Source organism: Rhodanobacter sp. KK11 (assembly GCF_033345435.1).
Taxonomy (GTDB): domain Bacteria; phylum Pseudomonadota; class Gammaproteobacteria; order Xanthomonadales; family Rhodanobacteraceae; genus Rhodanobacter.
On record NZ_JAWPMI010000003.1, the window covers coordinates 208,688 to 228,877 of the forward strand.

The 20,190-nt window shown below is 67.8% G+C and carries 17 protein-coding genes; 8 read left to right on the forward strand and 9 right to left on the reverse strand.

Features of this window, described 5'->3' with window-relative positions; translation table 11 throughout:
• The first annotated feature begins 168 nt into the window (after positions 1–168).
• The 4 genes from R5H19_RS08860 to R5H19_RS08875 all read left to right on the forward strand — a co-directional run bounded on the left by R5H19_RS08860 (position 169) and on the right by R5H19_RS08875 (position 4,131).
• Positions 169–756 (forward strand): OmpA family protein, encoded by a 588-nt coding sequence (locus R5H19_RS08860; RefSeq protein ID WP_318158626.1) that lies wholly within the window; start codon positions 169–171, stop codon positions 754–756.
• Positions 757–759: 3 nt separating this feature from the next.
• Complete coding sequence (locus R5H19_RS08865) at positions 760–2,133, forward strand: alpha/beta family hydrolase (protein WP_318158627.1); 1,374 nt, start codon at positions 760–762, stop codon at positions 2,131–2,133.
• Between the two features lie 161 nt (positions 2,134–2,294).
• Complete coding sequence (locus R5H19_RS08870) at positions 2,295–2,738, forward strand: Hsp20/alpha crystallin family protein (RefSeq protein ID WP_318158628.1); 444 nt, start codon at positions 2,295–2,297, stop codon at positions 2,736–2,738.
• Between the two features lie 49 nt (positions 2,739–2,787).
• Positions 2,788–4,131 carry an erythromycin esterase family protein gene (locus tag R5H19_RS08875; RefSeq protein WP_318158629.1) on the forward strand — a complete coding sequence of 448 codons (1,344 nt, stop codon included), beginning with the start codon at positions 2,788–2,790 and terminating at the stop codon, positions 4,129–4,131.
• Positions 4,132–4,149: 18 nt separating this feature from the next.
• On the opposite strand, the gene R5H19_RS08880 is transcribed toward R5H19_RS08875, so the two are convergent.
• From R5H19_RS08880 to R5H19_RS08890, 3 genes are read right to left on the reverse strand one after another with little or no spacing between them, the layout of a single operon-like run.
• A complete protein-coding gene (locus tag R5H19_RS08880; protein ID WP_318158630.1) occupies positions 4,150–5,037 on the reverse strand; it encodes a universal stress protein in 888 nt (295 codons plus the stop codon).
• Complete coding sequence (locus R5H19_RS08885; protein ID WP_318158631.1) at positions 4,977–5,462, reverse strand: DUF3775 domain-containing protein; 486 nt, start codon at positions 5,460–5,462, stop codon at positions 4,977–4,979. The genes R5H19_RS08880 and R5H19_RS08885 overlap by 61 nt, the downstream gene beginning before the upstream one ends.
• Before the next feature lie 33 nt (positions 5,463–5,495).
• Positions 5,496–5,648 (reverse strand): hypothetical protein, encoded by a 153-nt coding sequence (locus tag R5H19_RS08890; protein WP_318158632.1) that lies wholly within the window; start codon positions 5,646–5,648, stop codon positions 5,496–5,498.
• Between the two features lie 221 nt (positions 5,649–5,869).
• On the opposite strand from R5H19_RS08890, the gene R5H19_RS08895 reads away from it, so the two are divergent.
• Both R5H19_RS08895 and R5H19_RS08900 read left to right on the forward strand, forming a co-directional pair.
• On the forward strand, positions 5,870–7,414 hold the full coding sequence (locus R5H19_RS08895; protein WP_318158633.1) for a thymidine phosphorylase family protein: 1,545 nt from the start codon (positions 5,870–5,872) through the stop codon (positions 7,412–7,414).
• Positions 7,411–8,331 carry a ribose-phosphate diphosphokinase gene (locus tag R5H19_RS08900; RefSeq protein ID WP_318158634.1) on the forward strand — a complete coding sequence of 307 codons (921 nt, stop codon included), beginning with the start codon at positions 7,411–7,413 and terminating at the stop codon, positions 8,329–8,331. Before R5H19_RS08895 ends, R5H19_RS08900 begins: the two co-directional genes overlap by 4 nt.
• Before the next feature lie 100 nt (positions 8,332–8,431).
• On the opposite strand, the gene R5H19_RS08905 is transcribed toward R5H19_RS08900, so the two are convergent.
• Positions 8,432–8,941: a CDP-archaeol synthase gene (locus R5H19_RS08905; RefSeq protein ID WP_318158635.1), complete on the reverse strand. Its 510-nt coding sequence runs from the start codon at positions 8,939–8,941 to the stop codon at positions 8,432–8,434.
• On the reverse strand, positions 8,938–11,451 hold the full coding sequence (gene mgtA / locus R5H19_RS08910; protein WP_318158636.1) for a magnesium-translocating P-type ATPase: 2,514 nt from the start codon (positions 11,449–11,451) through the stop codon (positions 8,938–8,940). Before mgtA ends, R5H19_RS08905 begins: the two co-directional genes overlap by 4 nt.
• Before the next feature lie 279 nt (positions 11,452–11,730).
• Here mgtA and R5H19_RS08915 point away from each other — a divergent pair, with 279 nt between their 5' ends.
• Complete coding sequence (locus R5H19_RS08915) at positions 11,731–14,133, forward strand: phosphoketolase family protein (protein ID WP_318158637.1); 2,403 nt, start codon at positions 11,731–11,733, stop codon at positions 14,131–14,133.
• On the opposite strand, the gene R5H19_RS08920 is transcribed toward R5H19_RS08915, so the two are convergent.
• The 4 genes from R5H19_RS08920 to R5H19_RS08935 form a co-directional block, all read right to left on the reverse strand.
• Positions 14,130–15,329, reverse strand: a complete 1,200-nt coding sequence (locus tag R5H19_RS08920; protein ID WP_318158638.1) for an acetate/propionate family kinase — start codon at positions 15,327–15,329, stop codon at positions 14,130–14,132. The genes R5H19_RS08915 and R5H19_RS08920 overlap by 4 nt on opposite strands.
• Complete coding sequence (locus tag R5H19_RS08925; protein ID WP_318158639.1) at positions 15,326–16,738, reverse strand: bifunctional enoyl-CoA hydratase/phosphate acetyltransferase; 1,413 nt, start codon at positions 16,736–16,738, stop codon at positions 15,326–15,328. Before R5H19_RS08925 ends, R5H19_RS08920 begins: the two co-directional genes overlap by 4 nt.
• Before the next feature lie 86 nt (positions 16,739–16,824).
• A complete protein-coding gene (locus tag R5H19_RS08930; RefSeq protein WP_318158640.1) occupies positions 16,825–18,024 on the reverse strand; it encodes a cation:proton antiporter in 1,200 nt (399 codons plus the stop codon).
• A gap of 55 nt (positions 18,025–18,079) precedes the next feature.
• Positions 18,080–19,462 carry an MFS transporter gene (locus R5H19_RS08935; protein WP_318158949.1) on the reverse strand — a complete coding sequence of 461 codons (1,383 nt, stop codon included), beginning with the start codon at positions 19,460–19,462 and terminating at the stop codon, positions 18,080–18,082.
• Positions 19,463–19,732: 270 nt separating this feature from the next.
• Here R5H19_RS08935 and rnk point away from each other — a divergent pair, with 270 nt between their 5' ends.
• Entirely contained in the window at positions 19,733–20,140 is a 408-nt protein-coding gene (gene rnk, locus R5H19_RS08940; protein ID WP_318158641.1) for a nucleoside diphosphate kinase regulator, read from the forward strand.
• The last annotated feature ends 50 nt before the right edge of the window (positions 20,141–20,190 follow it).

A 20,190-nucleotide genomic window follows, 5' to 3' on the forward strand; every position in this document is an offset into this window, starting at 1 on the left:
CATCGGCGGCATCGACCCGGGCTGGGGCGCGCTTGGCCGCGTGCGACTCAGGTGATTTAGGTCAACAAGTCCCGCCACTCCACGCGTAGGTTGATGAGCCTCGGAATGGGCGGGTATCGATTCGCTGACCATGCGTCGCCGCACGCATTCACCAAGAAGGAACCAGCCATGTATTCCTATCGCCGTTTTGCTTATGTCACGCTCGGGGTGGCGCTCATCGCCCTCGGCGGCTGCACGGGCTATGTGAAAAAGGCCGATTTCGATTCGATGGTCAGCGAGCTGCGCGCCAACGATCAGAAGCAGCAGCAGGAGATCGACAATCTTTCGCAGCAGATGCAGCAGCGCTTCGCTGCCTATGACGCCAAGATCGCGCAGATGGGCGGGCGCGTACGCGTCGACGCCATTTCGCACTTTGCCTTCAACGACGCGACCCTGCGCGACGAGGGCAAGCCGCTGCTGGATGATTTCGCCAAAATCGTCTCGGCGCATTACCCGCAAGTCATGGTGACGGTGGAAGGTTTCGCCGACGCTGCAGGCGGCAGGAGCTACAACCTGCGACTCGGACATGCACGTGCCGAGGCAGTGCGCGATTACCTGATGAAGAGCGGCGAATTGGCTGCCGACCAGGTCCGCACAGTCAGCTACGGCAAGGCGGAAAACCGCCAGGTCCTCAAGGGCAAATGGGGCGACGGCGCCGAGCCGAACCGCCGCGTGACGCTGGTGGTCGACTTTGCCGGGTCACCGGCGGCACCGTGAACCTTGATCGCCGACGTCAGCCGCATGGCCCGGAGGCCGATGACCATGACGCAGTGGCAAACCGACGGCTTTCGCGACCGCACTGATGCCGGGCAGCAACTGGCGCAGGCGCTGTCTTCGCTGCGCGGCAAGCATCCGCTGATACTGGCCATCCCGCGCGGTGGCGTGCCGATCGGCCGGATCGTTGCCGATCGCCTGGACGGCGAGCTGGATATCGTGCTGGTGCGGAAAATCGGTGCGCCTGGCAACCCGGAGTATGCGATCGGCGCCGTCGATGAAGCCGGGGCGATCCAGCAGTCGGACGACGCACGCCTTGTCGATGCCGATGACCGCTACATCAGGCGCGAGGCGGCCAGGCAGCTGGCCGTCATCCAGGCCCGCAGGCAGGGCTACGGCCTTGGTCATCCACCGATCGATCCGGCCGGACGCACCGTGGTCGTCGTCGACGACGGATTGGCAACGGGTGCCACGATGCGGGCGGCGCTGCTGGCCGTGCGTGCGCGCAAGCCGGCGCGGCTGGTTTGCGCCGTTCCGGTGGCGTCGCCGCGTGGTCTGGTATCGGTGGCGGACGTGGCAGACAGTCTCGTCTATCTGTCCGCGCCCGATCACTTCCAGGCGGTAGGGCAGTTCTACGCGAATTTCCCCGCGGTCGATGACAGCGAAGTGGTGCACCTGCTGATGCGTTCCCCCTCCGGATCGCCCGTGCCTGTGCGTGCCGAGGACGTGCGGATTCCTGCCGATGGCCTGCTGCTCGACGGCAACCTGCAGCTGCCGCAGGAAGCCCGCGGGCTGGTCATCTTCACGCATGGCAGCGGCAGCAACCGGCATAGCCCACGCCATCGCCTGGTCGCCCAGGCCATGCACGCGAAAGGCCTGGCGACCCTGTTGTTCGACTTGCTGAGCGAGGATGAAGCCGCGGACCTATCCGCACGCTTCGACATTCCCAGACTCGCGGCGCGGCTCGACGCCGCCACCCGCTGGGCCATGCACCATCCGCGCACGCAGGCGCTGCCCATCGGCCTGTTCGGCGCCAGTACCGGCGCAGCGGCCGCCCTGGTGCTGGCCGCGCGTTACCCGAAGGTGATCAAGGCCGTCGTGTCGCGAGGCGGCCGCCCGGATCTTGCCGGGCACGGCGCACTGGCGCGGGTGCAGGCGCCCACCTTGCTGATCGTCGGCGGTGCGGACCACGAAGTCGTCGCGCTGAACCGCTCCGCTCTGTCGGTAATCCCATGCCATGTCGAACTGGTGCTGGTTCCGAATGCCACGCACCTGTTCGAGGAGGAGGGCGCCATCGAGCGGGTGGCGGAACTTGCCACGCACTGGTTCGTGCGGTGGATGCCGGATCAAGGCCGCGGCGTCACCGCCGACGTGCGCTGAACTCGTGAGCGGTTCTTTCCTGAATCATGCGCACGACGTTGATGTGGATCAAACCCGCTCCGCGTCGACTTCCTACGCTTGCCGGTGATCCCAGCCTGCCGGGAGCGGCAGGCCGGGGGCCAACCCAGCGACATCGAATGTCTTTCGTGGAGGATTTACCCATGGCAAACCTTACCCGTTGGAGCCCCTTCAAGGCCCTGTCACGGTTCGAGCAGGGCGCTCCTTTCGACGACTTCTTCCGCGGTTTCGGGCTGCGGCCGCAGTGGTCCGAACTGGAGGCGCCGAATGTGCGCATCGACGTTGCCGAAAGCGAAGGCGCCTATCGCGTCAAGGCGGAAATGCCCGGCGTGGACAAGAACGACATCGACGTCTCGATCAGCGGCAACCAGGTCGCCATCAGCGCCGAGGTGAAGCGCGAGAGCAAGAAGAAGGACGACGAACGGGATATCTACACCGAGCGCTATTACGGACAGGTCTACCGTTCGTTCAGCCTTCCCGACGAGGTGGACAACGACAAGGCCACGGCCCGTTACGAAGGCGGCGTACTTATCCTGGAACTCCCCAAGAAGGGGAACGGCAGTGCCCGCAAATTGACGATCAGCTGATCGCCTCCTGCGCTGCCCGCTGCCTGGCGGTCGTCCCGGCAGGGGCAGCGTGAACTGGCGCAATCACGCGGCGACGCCGATGCCCAACCCTTCCCACACCGCGCTGGACGTCATCCGCAACGAAGCCCTGCGACTGGATGGCGACGAGCACGATTACGATGCACTGCTCGATGCCATCGGGGAGCGCAGCCTGGTGCTGCTCGGTGAAGCCACCCACGGTACCCGGGAGTTTTACCGGATGCGTGCCGAGCTGACGCTTCGCCTGGTGGTCGAAATGGGGTTCGATGCCGTCGCCGTGGAGGCGGACTGGCCCGATGCCTATCGCCTGAACCGGTTCGTGCGCGGCGAAGGGTCCGACCAGGCCGCGTCGTTCGCATTCGACGATTTCCAGCGCTTTCCGCGCTGGATGTGGCGCAACGAAGAGGTCCTGCGCTTCGTGGAACGCCTTCGCGACATCAACATGACGCGGCAGGCCGACGAGCGCGTCGGCTTCTACGGCCTCGACATGTACAGCATGTACCGATCGGCCAACGCCGTCGTCGATTATCTTTCGGCGGTGGACGAGGAGCAGGCGGCGATCGCCAAAAAGCAATACGCCGCCCTCGACCATGTGCGCGATCCGCAGCGCTATGGCTACGAGGCGGCACTGGGCCTTCGCCCCGCTTGTCGCGAGGCGGTACGGCAACGGTTGCTGGACCTGTGGACGCTGGCCCCGGAATATCTGGCTGCCGACGGCCGGGGCGCCGTGGACGCGTATTTCTTCGCCGAGCGCAACGCCCACGTCGTGGCCAGCGCCGAAAGCTATTACCGCGCCATGTTCGGGCCGAGGGCGGCGAGCTGGAACGTCCGCGACGAACACATGGCGCAGACCCTGTTCGCACTGCAAGAGCACCTGCGCGCGCTCGGCAACGCCGGCAAGGTGGTGGTGTGGGCGCACAACTCGCACCTCGGCGATGCGCGCGCCACGGAAATGTCGCGTGCCGGCGAATGGAACGTCGGTCAGCTGGTACGCGAGAGGGCCGGTGCCGAAGCCGCGTGGCTGCTCGGCTTCACCACCTGCAGCGGCACGGTGACGGCGGCCTACGAGTGGGACGGTGAGGCCGAGTGCCGTCAGGTCAAGATGGCAAGGCAGGACAGTTATGAGGGGCTGTTTCATCGCACCCGGCTGGACCGCTTTTATCTGCCCATGCAGGGAGAAGCGGCGCGCGTGTTGCGCGATCCCCTGCTCGAGCGGGCCATCGGCGTGCTGTACCGCGCAGATACCGAGTACGAGAGCCACTATTTCATGGCGTCGATCGCCGCGCAGTTCGACGCGGTGTTCCATCTCGATGAAACCACCGCGGTCGAGCCGCTGGACACGGCGGCCTCGCGGCTTGAAATGCAGCCCGGGTAGCGCGCCCCGCATGCGCGCTCAGTGACGCATCAGTACCGGAATCACGGTCTGCTCGAGCACCTCCCTGGTGGCGCCGCCCAGGATCCATTCGCGAAGCCGGGCATGGCCGTAGCCGCCCATCACCAGCAGGTCGGCCTGGGCATCGCCTGCGGCGCGAAGCAGATCGCTGCCGATCGCTCCGCCGCGATCGGGCAGCACCTGGGTCTGCGCGATGACGCCGTGGCGCTGCAGATAATCCGCCAGCTCGAACTCCGGCAGCCATTGGTCCATGGGGGAAGCCCGATTCCCGCCCCGATTGAGAATGACCACCTTCCGCGCACGGATCAGCATCGGCAGCGCCGCGTACACGGCTCTCAGCGCTTCGACCGAACCGTTCCAGGCGATCGCCATGCGATCGAGAACCGGTGGCCCGGCGTGCACCTCCGGCACGATCAGGCAGGGTGCGCCGCCGCAGCCCAGCACGATGTCGCCGATGGCCGACGACGAACCCCAGCCCGGGCTGGAGGTGCGTCCGAGCACCAGCAGGTCGTGCCAGTTTCCGATCAGCTTCATGCTGCGCGGTACGTCGCCATCGGCGACCTGCCAGAAAGCGTCGCTCGCGCCCAGTTTGCGCGCCAGCGCCAGGAACGAGGCTTCGGCCGCGTGGGCGTCACTCATCAGCTGGCGCGCCTCCTTGATCGATTCCAGCACAAGGACTGGCGCGTCGTGCGCGGACATCACCGTTTCGGGCGACGGGCAGACGCAGACGCCCGTCACGCTTGCGTCGAACGCCGCGGCCAGGCGGATCGCGTATTCCACATGCGGGAACCAGGCCTTGAAGCTTTCCGAGTACACGGCAATGTTTTTCATGGCGTATCCCCGGCGGGCCGTGGCGGCCGTTCCGCAGCGGCGTGCTCGTCGGACCATCCGAGCGTCGACAGGCCTTCCTCCAGGAAATCGCCCGCCATCGACATGCCAAGCAGGTAATCGGCCGTCCGTGCGTTGTGCGCCTCGGCGGCTTCCTCGCGGGTCGACCGCCAGTCGGCGGCCGAACAGTTGTCGCGACCGAGCCACGCCAGCGCCACCAGGTCGACTTGCTGGTCCTCCGGCAAGTCGCCGATGACTGCGTGCAGTTCCTGCAGCACGGTCGCGTTGCGGTAGTCGTTCTCCTGCTCGCGCAGCACGTCGACGTCCTCCGACTCCAGCGGGGAAGGATCTTCCACCGGTTCGGCCAGCATGTCGCGGCTGTCGTATTCGCGAAGTTTGCCGATGATGAAACGGACCGTGTCGACCGGTATCGAGAGTACTGATTCGGATGCGTTCATCGGCGGTTCGGCAGCAGACGGGTTCATGGGATTCTTCCGATTCGGCCGGGCCGGGGCCGTTCAGGTTTTCGGGTAGCCGACCGTCCGGACGAAGGTGACGAACAGGTCGTCACCCAGCCTCGGGGCCTGCGCCAGTTTCTTCGGGTCGAACGCGCCGCGGAACACCGTGGCCGGGCCTTCGGATGCGCAAAACCGGGATTCGCGCAGACGCAAGGGATATTTACCGCCCCATGCGACCGCGCTTGTTGATGTGGCTCAATATCCCGAGCCGCGCAGAGGCGCCGTGAGTGGTTCCAGGCACGGGCCCGTGGACGGTGCGGTCGTTCCGGTCGCAGCCGACCTGCAGCTGAGGCAGTCCCGATTGATGAAGATCAAGCCGGCTGGCCCTGAAGCGGCGTAAATGGAGAACGCCCTCCATGGCCGGCCGGTCGTCCATGTCCGCTCAAACCACAGGCTTTGAAACCTTTCCCCGGCCGCGTCTCGAGACGGGCTACCTGCGCCGGCTCGGCATCGATACCGGGCATGAGCACGTCGTCTACCTCAACAAGGATTCGCCGATCTGCCGCAGCGAGGGATTCGGTGCGCACTCCCGCCTCGAGTTGCGCGTGGGCGCGCAGCGGGTGCTGGCGACGCTGAATATCGTGCAGGACGGCTTGCTGGGCGTGGACGAGGCCGGGCTGTCCGAGTCGGCATGGCTCGCCCTGCAGCCTGGCGCCGACGAGCGCGTGATCATTGCCCATCCGCCCAGCGTGGATTCGCTGGCTTCGGTGCGGGCGAAGATCTACGGCAAGGAACTGGACGGGCCCGCACTGCACGCGATCATCCGGGACATCGTCGGAAACCGGTATTCCGCCATCGAAATGGCCGCGTTCATCACCGCCGCCGGCGGTGATCGCCTCAGCCTCGATGAAATCGTCGCACTGACGAAGGCCATGGTGCATACCGGCACGCAGCTGCACTGGCGGCAGCCGCTGGTGGTCGACAAGCACTGCATCGGCGGGCTTGCCGGCAACCGCACCACGCCCATCGTGGTGGCGATCGCGACGGAGCTGGGGCTCACGATGCCCAAGACGTCTTCGCGTGCGATCACCTCGGCGGCAGGCACCGCCGACACCATGGCGATGCTGGCGCCTGTCGATCTGGACGAAGCGCAGATACGCCGCGTCGTGGAGACCTGTGGCGGCTGCATCGCCTGGGGCGGCGCCATGAACCTGGCTCCTGCAGACGAGAGGCTGATCCGCATCGAGCGTGCACTGGACATCGACAGCGCCGGCCAACTGGTGGCTTCCGTGCTGTCGAAAAAAATAGCCGCCGGCTCCACCCACGTGGTGATCGACATGCCGGTCGGGCCGACTGCCAAAGTGCGCGATCGGCCGGAAGCCGAGTCGCTGGCTGCGCTGCTGCAGAAAGTGGCGGCCACGTTCGGCTTGCAGCTGCGCGTGTTGATCAGCGACGGCACCCAGCCGATAGGGCGGGGCATCGGCCCTGCGCTGGAGGCGCACGACGTGCTGGCAGTGCTGCGCAACGAACCTCATGCGCCTGCCGACCTGCGCGCCCATGCCCTGGCCATCGCCGCCGCCGTCCTGGAGTTGGGCGGCGTTGCGGGTGTCGGCGCATCGCTGGCGATGGCGACCAGCTGCCTGGAAACGGGCAGGGCGTGGCAGCGCTTCCAGTCCATCTGCGCCGCGCAGGGCGGCATGCGCACGCCGGGGCAAGCGGCTTACCGGCAAGCGGTTCCGGCTGCGCAGTCGGGGTGCGTGACGGCGATCGACAACCGCCGCCTGTCCCGCGTCGCCAAGCTGGCCGGTGCGCCCGCCGCGCCGCTGGCCGGAGTGACGCTGGATGCACACCTTGGTGAAGCGGTGGCGGCCGGGCAATCGCTTTTCACGCTCCATGCGCAAAGCCCCGGCGAGCTCGCTTACGCCATGGAATACGTTTCCCGGCATCCCTGCATCGTCTGCGTCGGGGCGTCCGCATGAACACGCTCTATGCCATGCCCGGCAACGATACCTTTGCCGAACTGTTGTCGCTGCATACGGGCTATCGGCGCCAACAACTGCTGCTTCATCACTTCCCGGATGGCGAAACGCTGCTGCAGATGGCTGCGCCGGTTGCCGGCGGCGACGCCGTGATCGTATGCACGCTGGACCGACCGGATCCCAAGCTGCTGCCGCTGATGATGGCGGCAGCGACCGCGCGCGAACTGGGTGCCGCGCGTGTCGGCCTGGTCGCGCCTTATCTGGCCTACATGCGCCAGGACACGCGCTTCCACCCCGGCGAAGCCATGTCCGCCAGGATCTTCGGCGATTGGCTGGGCCGCACCTTCGACTGGCTGGTCACGGTGGAACCGCATCTGCATCGCCACGCGACGCTGGCCGAGGTGTATCCGCACGCTTCGCATGTCGTGCATGCGGCCGCGCAACTGGCCGCCTGGATCGATGCCCATGTGGCCAGGCCACTGATCATCGGGCCGGATGCCGAAAGTGCGCAGTGGGTGGCCGCCGTGTCCCATCTGTTGCGCGCACCGAACGTGGTGGCACGCAAGGAGCGTCATGGCGATCGCAAGGTGGAAATCTTCCTGCCGGATATCGACAGTTGGCGCGACCACACGCCGGTCCTGCTCGACGACATCGTCGCCAGTGGCGCGACCATGATCCAGACGCTGCGCTGCCTGCGCGGGCGGACGTCGTCGCCGCCCGTCTGCGTGGCTGTGCATGGCCTGTTCGCCGATGAGGTACGCGAAGCCATGCGGGCCGAGGGAGCCGGGTCGATTGTCACCAGCAACAGCATCGTCACCGACACGTCGCAGATCGACATCAGCAGGCCGGTCGCCGAGGCGATGGTCGGCCTGTGTGCGACCCATTCGGCCGCAGCAGGGAGGCCGGCGCCGGCATGAGTTGCGAAGCCCGTCCGCCATCGCCAGCGAGAGCCTGGTTCATGGCGTCCGCCGGGTCATGGCGGTCGGCGCGTGCGGGCCCAGCATTGGCGATTCGGCCTTACCAGGGGCTGTCCTTGATGCCCAGGCGATGCGAGAGCCGGTTCACGGCGATGTCCCCCACGAAGCTCATCAGGGCGATAGCCGCCACGTCCGTCGCGCGCAGGCCGGCACAGGCCCCGGTCAGCGCCAGTGCGCCGACCACGAAGTCGAGCTGGTCGAAGGGAATCCATCGCGCGCCCGGACGGATGTGCAAGCTGCGCTTGATGAGACTCTTCAGCACATCGCCGAGCATCGCGCCGCCACCCAGGCCGAGGCCAAGCAGCAGCCAATGCCGATAGTCGACCAACGACCACGGTGCATGGATCCGGGATTGCACGGCGGCCACCAGCACCCCCGCAGCAACGCCAGCCAGAAAGCCGAGCACGGTCTTGTGGCTGCCGAGGAGGCGCTCGTGGATGGGGCGATTCCAGCCGCGCCAGTAGCGGAGGAAGGGCGGCGCCATGTTCGCGCAGTAGGCGGGAAGCATGAAGTAGGCAAGTTGCAGCAGACGGGCACCCAGGGCATTCATGAAGCCGTGCTCCCGGCGCTCGCCGTGTCGTCGTGCGCAGCGGAGACATCGTCAGCGGAGCGCATGAATCGCCGCTTGGCCATTTCGACCAGCAGCAGGTAAGTCACCGTCGCCACGACCAGGAATACAAAGAAGGCGGGCGGCAGCAGCACGAAGCCGAGGTCGGCCGCCAGCGGCGTCGCAGGAAGGAGGATCCCGGCGACAAGGGCCGCCAGCACGCTGGCGAGCAATGCCTTGCTTGGCCGGCTTCGCAACGGATTGCCCGAGGTCCGGATGACGAACAGCACGAGTGTCTGGGTGGCCAGCGACTCGATGAACCAGCCGGTGTGGAAGGCCGCTTCCGAAGCATGCAGCCAGTGGAGCAGGACGTAGAAGGTCAGGAAGTCGTAGAGCGAACTGATCGGCCCGATGCCGAGCATGAAACGCCGGATGAGGGCAACGCTCCAGCGGCGCGGTCGGCGCAATTGCACGCTGTCCACGTTGTCCGTCGGGATGGTGGTCTGCGCCATGTCGTACAGGAAATTGTTCAGCAGGATCTGGGTCGGCAACATCGGCAGGAAGGGGAGGAAAAGCACGCCGATCGCCATGCTGAACATGTTGCCGAAGTTCGAGCTGGTGCCCATGAGCAGGTATTTCATGACGTTCGTGAAGGCTCTTCGTCCTTCGATGACACCGGCATGCAGTGCCTTCAGGTCGCGCTCGCGCAGCACGATGTCCGCCGCCTCCCGCGCAACGTCCACGGCGCTGGCGACTGAAATGCCGACATCGGCGGCGTGCAGCGATGGCGCATCGTTGATGCCGTCGCCGAGAAAACCGACCACGCAATTGCGCGCCTTGAGCGCGAGCACGATGCGGTGCTTCTGTGCCGGATTGACCCGCGCGAAGATGCTGGTCCGTTCGGCCAGCATGCCGAGCGCGGTTTCCCCGAGGCTGTCGATCTGCGCGCCGGTAACCAGCCGGCTGGCGTCGATGCCGACCTGTGCGCAGACATGACGCGCCACGCGCTCGTTGTCGCCGGTCAGGATCTTCACTGTCACGCCGTCCTCGGCCAGCGCACGCAGGCATTCCGCCACACCGGGGATGATGGGGTCGGCGAACAGGGCGAACCCGACGAGGGTCAGATCAGACTCGTCGCTGGCGGCATAGCGTTCCTGCGAGGGAACGTTGCGGCAGGCCACGGCAAGCACGCGCAGGCCCTGTTCGCCAAACGCCTCGTGGGTGCGCATGCAACGTTCCAGCGATGCGACATCCATGGGCCGCACGAGGCCACCCGTCTCGTACCGCGTGCATTGGGCGATCACCGACTCCGGTGCGCCCTTGACGATCAGCAGCCGCTCGTCGTTGCGCTCGACGACCACGGACAGCCGCCGCCGTTCGAAATCGAACGGAATCTCGTCCAGCTTGTGGTACTCGCCCGTCGCAAGTGTCCGGCAGTTCAGTATCGCCGTGTCGAGCGGGCTGCGAATGCCGGTCTCGAACGACGCATTCAGGTAGGCCAGCAGCTGTGGCCGCTCGGACGCGCCGCCGAACGGGTCGACCGTCGAGGCCAGTGACGTCTCGCTGCTGGTCAGCGTGCCGGTCTTGTCGCTCAGCAGCACCGTCATGCTGCCGAAGTCCTCGATGGCGGCGAGATGCTTGACGATGACCCGCTGGCGCGCCATGCGCACGGCCCCGCGCGCCAGGGTGACCGTGGTGATCATCGGCATGAACTCGGGCGTGAGGCCGACCGCCAGGGCCAGCGCGAACAGCATGGTCTGCAGCGGTGGCCGATGCGAAGCGATGCCGATGAGCAGTACGGCGAGCAGCAGGAACACCATGGTGTACATGATCAGCCGCGCGAAATCGCTCAGCCCGCGCTCGAATTCGGTGGGCGGCGGGCGCTCGGCCAGCGCCTCGGCAACGTCGCCGAACGCCGTATGGCGGCCGGTGGCAAAAACCAGCGCGGTTGCCGTACCGGCGACGACCGATGTGCCAAGAAAGACCAGATGCCGCGCGTCGGCGCTGCGATCCGGGCCCGCTTGTCCAGTGGCCGCCTCCTTTTCCACGGGCATCGACTCGCCGGTGAGCGCGGCCTGCAGCACATGCAGGTCGCGCGCGCTGACCAGGCGCGCGTCTGCAGGTATCCGGTCCCCCGCGGCCAGCCGGATCAGGTCGCCCGGCACCAGCTCACGGCGGGGGCGCTCCTGCCAGCGGCCGTCGCGGCAGACGGTGGCCGTCGGTGCGATCTCGTCGCGCAGACGATTGGCCGCACGCTGGGAGCGGTAGCTCATCGCGAAATTGAGGGTGACGCTGAGCATCACCATGGCCGTGATGATGGCGGCACCGACGATGTCCCCGAGGAATCCGGAGACGCCGGCGGCCAGCAGCAGGATGACCACCAGCGGATTGGTGAACAGCAAGAGCAGGGCCGAGATGGCGCCGCCATGGCCGGCGGTGCGGGTCTCGTTCGGTCCATACCTGGCCTGCCGGTTTTGAGCCTCGCGTTCCGCCAACCCCTCGGCGTGGCCCACGGGCACATCCGACGGGGCACCTGCCGGCTTGCCGGCCGAAATCCGCGGAAGCGGGGCGGCTGTAGGGGTGTCGTGCATGGTGCCGGCAACGCTAGGAAAAACACCGTGCCGCCATATTGATGCTCGTCAACACCCCATGCCGAGGTTGCCGCCAAGGTGGGGCCTGACGGCGAAGCTGCCGAACTCCGTGCGGCGAGCTGTCACAGCGAAATTCACGCTCCGGGGTGTACACAGTGCGCCGAACCGGGTTTCCTCCACGTCCACCGGGATGGCCAGATCATGACTACCGACAGCTTGGCTCGCCAGCCGCTCGATTCCGTCGAACTGCATGGCGTCGACGCCTGGTGGCGCGCCGCGAACTACCTCTCGGTCGGGCAGATCTACCTGCGCGCCAACCCCTTGCTGAAGGAGCCGCTGGCACTGGCCCACGTCAAGCACATGTTGCTGGGTCACTGGGGCACCACGCCCGGACAGAACTTCATCTATGCACACCTGAACCGGGCGATCCGGCAGCACGACCTGGACATGATCTACCTCTCCGGCCCCGGCCACGGCGGCCCCGCGGTGGTGGCGAACGCCTACCTGGACGGCACCTACAGCGAGGTCTACCCGGACATCAGCCGGGACGAGGCGGGACTGCAGCGGTTGTTCAAGCAGTTCTCGTTTCCGGGCGGCATCGCCAGCCACGCCTCGCCGGAATGTCCCGGCTCGCTGCATGAAGGCGGCGAACTCGGCTATTCGTTGAGCCACGCGTTCGGCGCGGTGTTCGACAACCCTGACCTGATCGCGGCCTGCGTGGTCGGCGACGGCGAGGCGGAAACCGGGCCGCTGGCCACGGCCTGGCATTCGAACAAGTTCCTCGATCCGGTGGGCGACGGCGCGGTGCTGCCGATCCTGCATCTGAACGGCTACAAGATCGCCAACCCCACGCTGCTGGCGCGGATCGGCCGCGACGAGCTGGAACAGCTGCTGCGCGGCTACGGCTGGACGCCGTATTTCGTGTCGGGCAGCGAGCCCGCGGCGATGCATCAGACGATGGCGGCGACGCTGGATGCGGTGGTGGCGCAGATCCGGCAGATCCAGCGCGGCGCGCGCGAGCAGGGGGTCAAAGCGCGGCCGCGCTGGCCGATGATCGTGCTCGATTCGCCCAAGGGCTGGACCGGACCGAAGCTGGTGGACGGCAAGCCGAACGAGGGCACTTTCCGCGCGCACCAGGTGCCGCTGTCGGTTTCCGCCAGCAGCCCGCCGGAGCACCTCCAGCAGGTCGAGGTGTGGCTGCGCAGTTACCGGCCGGAAGAGCTGTTCGATGCGCACGGCCGGCTGCGGCCGGAACTCGCCGCGCTCGCGCCCGTCGGCACGCGCCGGATGAGCGCGAACCCGCACAGCAACGGCGGCCTGCTGTTGCGCGACCTGCGCCTGCCGGACTTTCGTGACTATGCGGTCGCGGTGCCGCAGCCCGGCGTGGGCGGCAGCGGCGACACGCGCGTGCTGGGGCCGTTCCTGCGCGACGTGATCCGCTTGAACGAGTCGTCGCGCAACTTCCGCGTGTTCGGTCCGGACGAGACGATATCGAACGGCCTCGGCGCGGTGTTCGAGGTCACCAACCGCCAGTGGCAGGTCGCGCTGAAGCCGAACGACGAATTTCTAGCGGCGCAGGGCCGGGTGGTGGAGATGCTCAGCGAGCACCAGTGCGAAGGCTGGCTGGAGGGCTACCTGCTGACCGGGCGGCACGGCCTGCTCAACTGCTACGAGGCGTTCATCCACATCGTCGATTCGATGTTCAACCAGCACGCCAAGTGGCTGAAGATGACCGCGGCGATCCCGTGGCGGCGCCCGCTCGCCTCGCTGAACTACCTGCTGGCCTCGCACGTGTGGCGGCAGGACCACAACGGCTTCACCCACCAGGATCCCGGCTTCATCGACCACGTGGTCAACAAGAAGGCCGAGATCGTGCGGGTGTACCTGCCGCCGGACGCGAACTGCCTGCTGTCGGTGATCGACCACTGCCTGCGCAGCCGGCACTACGTCAACGTGGTCGTGGCCGGCAAGCATCCGGCGCCGCAGTGGCTGGCGATGGACGCGGCGCAGCGGCACTGCAGCCTGGGCATCGGCCTGTGGCCGTGGGCCAGCAGCGACCAGCACGGCGAGCCCGACGTGGTGATGGCCTGCGCCGGCGACGTGCCCACGCTGGAGACGCTGGCGGCGGTGTCGATCCTGCGCCGCTACCTGCCGGAGCTGAAGGTGCGCGTGGTCAACGTGGTCGACCTGATGAAGCTGCAGTCGCCCAGCGAACATCCGCACGGCCTGCACGACGACGATTTCGACCAGCTGTTCACCCGCGACAAGCCGGTGATCTTCGCGTTCCACGGCTATCCGAGCCTGATCCACCGGCTGACCTACCGGCGCACCAACCACGACAACCTGCACGTGCACGGCTACAAGGAGGAGGGCACCATCACCACCGCGTTCGACATGACCGTGCTGAACGCGCTGGACCGCTTCCACCTGGTGATCAACGTGATCAACCGCGTGCCGCAGGCGGGCGAGCGCGGCATCTACCTCAAGCAGAAGCTGCTGGACAAGCTGATCGAGCACAAGCAGTACATCGACGAGAACGGCGAGGACCTGCCGGAGATTCGCAACTGGGTATGGGGCGCCCCGGAGGCCGGCGTGCTGGCCTAGGATCGGCAGCGGACGAGCGCCGCGGCGGCCGTGGCGGCCACCCATTCCTCGTTGGTGGCTTCCACTACCACCTTGACCCGGCTGGCGGCGCTGGAGATGACCGGCGCATGGGCGGCGTTGGCGGCCGGGTCGAGCGCCACGCCGAGAAAGCCCAGGCCGCCGCAGACGCGCTCGCGGATCGCCGCCTGGTGCTCGCCGATGCCGGCGGTGAAGGCCAGCATGTCCAGCCCGTCCAGCGTGGCCGCCAGCGCGCCCACTTCGCGCACGATGCGGCGCACGTACAGGGCCAGTGCCTCGCGTACCGGCGCTTCGTCCTCGCGCGGCAGCAGTTCGCGCGGGTCGGAGGACACCCCGGAGACGCCGAGCAGGCCGGATTCGTGGTAAAGCATGCGCCCCACGCGCTCGAGCGACAGCTTGCCGATCTCCATCAGGTAGATCACCGCGCCGGGGTCCAGCGCGCCGCAGCGCGTGCCCATCATCAGCCCGTCCAGCGCCGAGAAGCCCATCGTGGTGGCGACGCTGCGCAGGTTGCGCATCGCGCACAGGCTGGCGCCGCTGCCCAGGTGCGCCACGATGGTGCGCCCACGCGCGGCGTCGCCGTAGCGCTCGCCCAGCACCTGCGCCTGGTACGCGTAGGACAGGCCGTGGAAACCGTAGCGGCGCAAGCCCTGATCCCACGCTGAGCGCGGCAGCGGCAGCATCTTCTCGACGGTCGGCATGCTCTGGTGGAAGGCGGTGTCGAAGCAGGCCACCTGCGGCAGCTGCGGCAGTTCGTCCAGCAGCGCGCCGATCGCTTCCAGCGCGAACGGCTGGTGCAGCGGCGCCAGCGGGATGTAGCTTTTCAGATCGGCCAGCACGGCGGCATCGACCCGCACCGGCTCGAAATACTTGCTGCCGCCGTGCACCACGCGGTGCGCGATCGCCACGATCCGGCGACCCTGCAACCGCGCCACGATGCGCTGGCGCAGATAAGTCAGCGCGGCATGGTAGGGATGCTCGCAGTCCAGGGCCAGCGTTTCGGCCGCGGCGCCGCTTTCGCTGAACGCCGGGGCGTCGCCGGTGATGCCCTCGATCTTGCCGCCCCATGCGGGCGTGCGCGCCAGCGGCGTCGCGTCCGCGTCGAACAGTGCGAACTTGATGCTGGACGAACCGCAGTTCAGCACCAGGATCAGCGCGTTGCCGCCGCGGTCGTTCATGGCGGGCTGAGCCGGTAATGGTGGGCCACCAGTGAGGCGAGCGCGCATGAGGCGATGCGTGATTCGCGCGAGTCGGCGCGGCTGGTCAGCACGATCGGCACGCGCGCGCCCATCACCAGCGCCGCGCTGCTAGCGCCGCCCAGGTATTCCAGTTGCTTGGCCAGCATGTTGCCGCTTTCCAGGTCGGGCACCAGCAGGATGTCGGCGAGGCCGGCCACGTCGGAGACGATGCCCTTGATCCGCGCGGCGGCGACGGAGATCGCGTTGTCGAACGCCAGCGGCCCGTCCAGCACGGCGCCGGTGATCTGGCCGCGGTCGGCCATCTTGCACAGCGCGGCGGCGTCGAGCGTGGTCTGCATGCGCGGGTTGACCGTCTCCACCGCGGCGAGGATCGCCACGCGCGGCACGGCCACGCCCACGATGTGCGCCAGGTCGATCGCGTTGCGCACGATGTCGGCCTTCTCCTCCAGCGTCGGCGCGATGTTGACTGCGCCGTCGGTGATGATGAACGGCCGCGGATACGCCGGGCTGTGCATCAGGTAGCAGTGCGAAATGCGCCGCGCCGTGCGCAGGCCGGCGGCGGAGGCCACCACGGCCGCCATCAGCTCGTCGGTGTGCAGGCTGCCCTTCATCAGCGCGTCGACGCGGCCGCCGGCGGCCAGCTCGACCGCGCGCGCGGCGGCGGCGTGGCTGTGCGGCACGTCCTCGATGGCGATGCCGGAAAGATCGAGACCGGCCCGGCGCGCCACTTCCGCGAGTTTCGCCTGCGGCGCCACCAGCAGCGGTTCGATCAGCCCGGCCGCATGCGCGTCCAGCGCGGCGGCGAGGCTGGTTTCGTCGCAGGGGTGCACTACTGCGACGCGGATCGCGCCCAGCGACAGTGCGCGGGTCGCCAGCGGAAGGCCATCGACGCCGGGCACGCGCACTTCCGGCAGGCAGGTGCGCGCGTATTCGATGCGCGCATCCGGCGCGGTCACGTCGACCGTGCCGTCGATCGCCAGCACGCCGTGCTGGTTGGTGCAGCGGCAGGCGAAGCGGATGCGTCGGGTCGCCGCGTCCCGCGCGATCGCCTGCACCTGCACCGCCAGCGTGTCGCCGATGCGCACCGGCGCGTGGAAACGCAGCGCCTGCTCCAGGCAGGCGGTGCCGGCCCCGGGCAGGCGCGTGCCCAGCACGGCGGAGATCAGCGCCGCGCCCCACATGCCGTGGCCGATCACGCCGTGGAGGCCGGGCGCGGCGCCGCACGCCGGGTCCAGCGGCTGCGGATCGCCGTCGCCGTAGAGGGTCGCCAGCAGCTGCGCGTCCTCCGCGGTCAGCGTGCGCTCGATCGTCGCGCTGTCGCCGACGGCGATCTCGTCGAACGTGCGGTTGCGGATCGGCGGCGCGGTGTCGGGCGGGGTCTCGTCCATGCGTCTGCTCCGGTCGGTGTCGGCGGTACCGGCGGCGCCGGTGCGGACAGCGTAGCGCCGCCGGGCCCGGCGCGTCGAAGCGGCATTCAGCCGCGCACGTCGGGAACCTCGACCGGGCCGGCGCTGCGCTTCAGCAACCACGCCAGCACCGGCGGCGTCACCATCGCGGTAAGCAGCGACATCGCCACGATGATGGCGTAGATGCGGTTGTCGAATACGCCGGCGGCGAGGCCCAGGGTGGCGACCACGATGCCCACTTCGCCGCGCGGCACCATGCCGAAGCCGATGATGGTGGCGCTGCGCCGGCCCAGCGTGATCGAGCCCAGCCAGCCGCCGATGAACTTGGAGACGATGGCGATCGCAGTGACCACGGCCAGCATCCACAGTGCCTCGGCGCTGGCCAGCTCGTGCAGGTCGACCTTGCTGCCGGTGACCACGAAGAAGAACGGCGTGAGCAGGGCCAGCAGCGGCTGGGTCTGTTTTTCCAGGGTGTGCTGCTGGCGGGTTTCCGAGGCGATCATGCCGGCCAGGAACGCGCCGATGATCGCGGCCAGGCCGAACCGGGTGGACAGCCAGGCCAGGCCCAGGCACAGCGCCAGCACAATCATCAAGGGCGAGTGCGGGCCCAGCGGCCGGTCCAGCCAGCTGGAGTTCCAGCGCATGATGCGCGCGCCGCCCCAGCCGATCACCGCGATGAAACCGACCGCGCCGGCCAGCACCACCAGCAGGTGCGAGGCGTTGATGCTGCCGCCGCCTTGCAGCGACACCACCACGCCGAGCAGCAGCATGGCGAGGACATCGTCGATCACCGCCGCGCCCAGGATCACCTTGCTCTCGATGCGCTGCAGCGCGTTCAGTTCCTGCAGCACGCGCGCGGTAATACCGGCCGAGGTGGCCACGAAGGCAGCCGCCACGAACAGCGAGCGGTCCCAGTCAAAGCCGTTGCCATGGGCCCACACGCTGCCCATGCCGAACGGCACCAGCACGCCGACCACGCCGACCACGAACGCCACCTTGCCCACTTTCTTCAGGTCTTCCAGCCGGGTTTCCAGGCCGACTGCGAACAGCAGCAGGATCACGCCGATCTCGGCCAGCACGTCCAGCGGGGTGCCGGTGGCGATCTGCCCGGGGGTGATCCAGCCCAGCAGCGAGGGGCCGATCGCGCAGCCGGCGGCGATCTCGCCGACCACGCCGGGCAGCTTCAGCCGTTGCGCGATCTCGCCGCCGATCTGGGCGGCGACGAACACGACGAACAGGGTGAACAGGATCTCGCTGGCGTGGTGCATGCGGTGCGTGTCCGGACTTTCGACAAAGACTGCATGCTACATGCAGCTTCCCGCGTCATGCAGCGCCGGGCAACGGGCGATCATGCCGCAGGCGGCTGAACACGCGGCTGGCCAGCGCGGTGATCGCCGCCAGCAGGATCATCGTCCAGCGGAATGCCACCACGTAATCTTCATGGGCGTGCCCTTGCAGCATCGCTTCCATCAGCAAGGTGGACAGTGCGATGCCGAAGCTCATCGCGAGGTATTGCACGGTCGAGGCCATCGACGAGGCCATCGAAGCGTGCCTGATGTCGAGGTCGGTGTAGATCAGCGTGTTCATCGTGGTGTATTGCAAGCCGGCAAAGGCGCCGTAGGCGAACGTCAGCAACGCGATCACCCACACCGGCGAGCCCGGGCCAAGCAGGGCGAACGTGGCCAGCAGCGCGGCCACGATCAGCGTGTTGCCCAGCAGCAGGCGGCGGTAACCGTAGTGCACCAGGGCGCGGTTGACCGCCCATTTCGCGATGATCGAGCCCAGCGCCTGCGGCACCATCATCAGGCCGGCCATCAGCGGCGACCAGCCGCAGCCGACCTGCAGGAACAGCACCAGCAGCAGGAACATGCCGGAGATGCCGAGCCGGGTGAACAGCCCGCCGGCCAGCGATACCCATACGCTGCGCACCTTCAGCAGGGCCAGGTCCGCCACCGGATGGCGGGTGCGCCGGCTGTGCCACACGTAGACCGCACCGAGCAGCACGGCAACCAGCGTGCACAGGCCCATCTGCAGCCACGGCACCGGCGCACTGCCGGCCAACTCCGAGGCGGTGAGCAGCAGGGCCGAGGCGGCGGCAAACAGCAGGAAACCGGGCAGGTCGAAACGGTTCGCGCGGTCGAGCCGGTAGTCGGGCATGTCGCGCCGGTTCATCCACACGCCGGCGATCGCCACCGGCACGTTGATCAGGAAGATCAGCCGCCACGAGGCGAACTCCACGATGGCGCCGCCCAGCAGCGGCCCCAGCACCGAACCGAGCAGGCCGAAGGTGGCCACCGTGCTCATCGCCCGCACGAACTCGCGCTTGTCGATGCTGCGCACCAGCACGTAGCGGCCCACCGGCATCAGCGCGGCGCCGCCGATGCCCTGCACCACGCGCGCGGCGACCAGCTGCGGCAGCGTTTGCGCGATGCCGCACAGCAGCGAGCCCAGGCCGAACACCACGATCGCCGCGCCGAACACCCGCCGCGTGCCGAAGCGGTCGCACAACCACGGGCTGGCCGGGATCAGGACCGCCAGGGTCAGCACGTAGCTGGTCAGTGCGGTGCGCATGCCCAACGGGGTGACCTGCAGCGCGTCGGCCATCGCCGGCACCGCGGTGTTGACCACGGTGGAATCCAGCGACTGCATGAAGAAGGCAGCGGCGACCAGCCACAGCAGCCCGCGGAAGCGCTCGCGCGTGGACATCGCGGACAGGCCTTCGGCTCCACCAGCTTCTGGTGCAGGAGCATCGGCGGCGACGGCGTGGGTATCCGCGGCGGTATGGGAAGGCATTTCCGGCATGGTAACCGCTGTGAAAGCTTGATTTTCGTCGGCAGTATCCGCACAGTTGGCCTTGTTTCACCTGCCAGTCATGCCCATATGGGCATCAAGGCCATCGACAACCACGCGCGCCGGGGCGACTTCGTTCCGGCGTGCGCTTTTGTGCGGCAGGAGCCGCGAGTACCAGGAAAAGCCATGAGCAAGCCACCGATCACCGTTTCCCGCATCGACCTGGAACGCATCGAAGCGTTGTTGGAACGTCTGCCGGCCGCCGAGGCCGACAAGCTCGACGCGTTGCGCGCGGAGCTGGATCGCGCCGAGGTGGTCGAGCCGGCGGCGATGCCCGGGCACATCGTGACGATGAACTCCACCGTCACCTTCGAGGACGAGAGCAACGGCGAGAAGCTGACCCTGACCCTGGTCTACCCGGCGGGCGCAGGCGCGCCCGGTACGGTGTCGATCCTGGCGCCGGTGGGCAGTGCGTTGCTCGGGCTGGCGCGCGACCAGCAGATCGACTGGCCCACCCCGGACGGCCGCAAGCGCCGCCTGAAGGTGCTGGAGATCGCCTACCAGCCGGAAGCGGCCGGGCACTTCCACCGCTGAGGCCGCAGCACGCGCCGGTGTCGTTAAACTGCGGGGAGATCCGAAGGAGA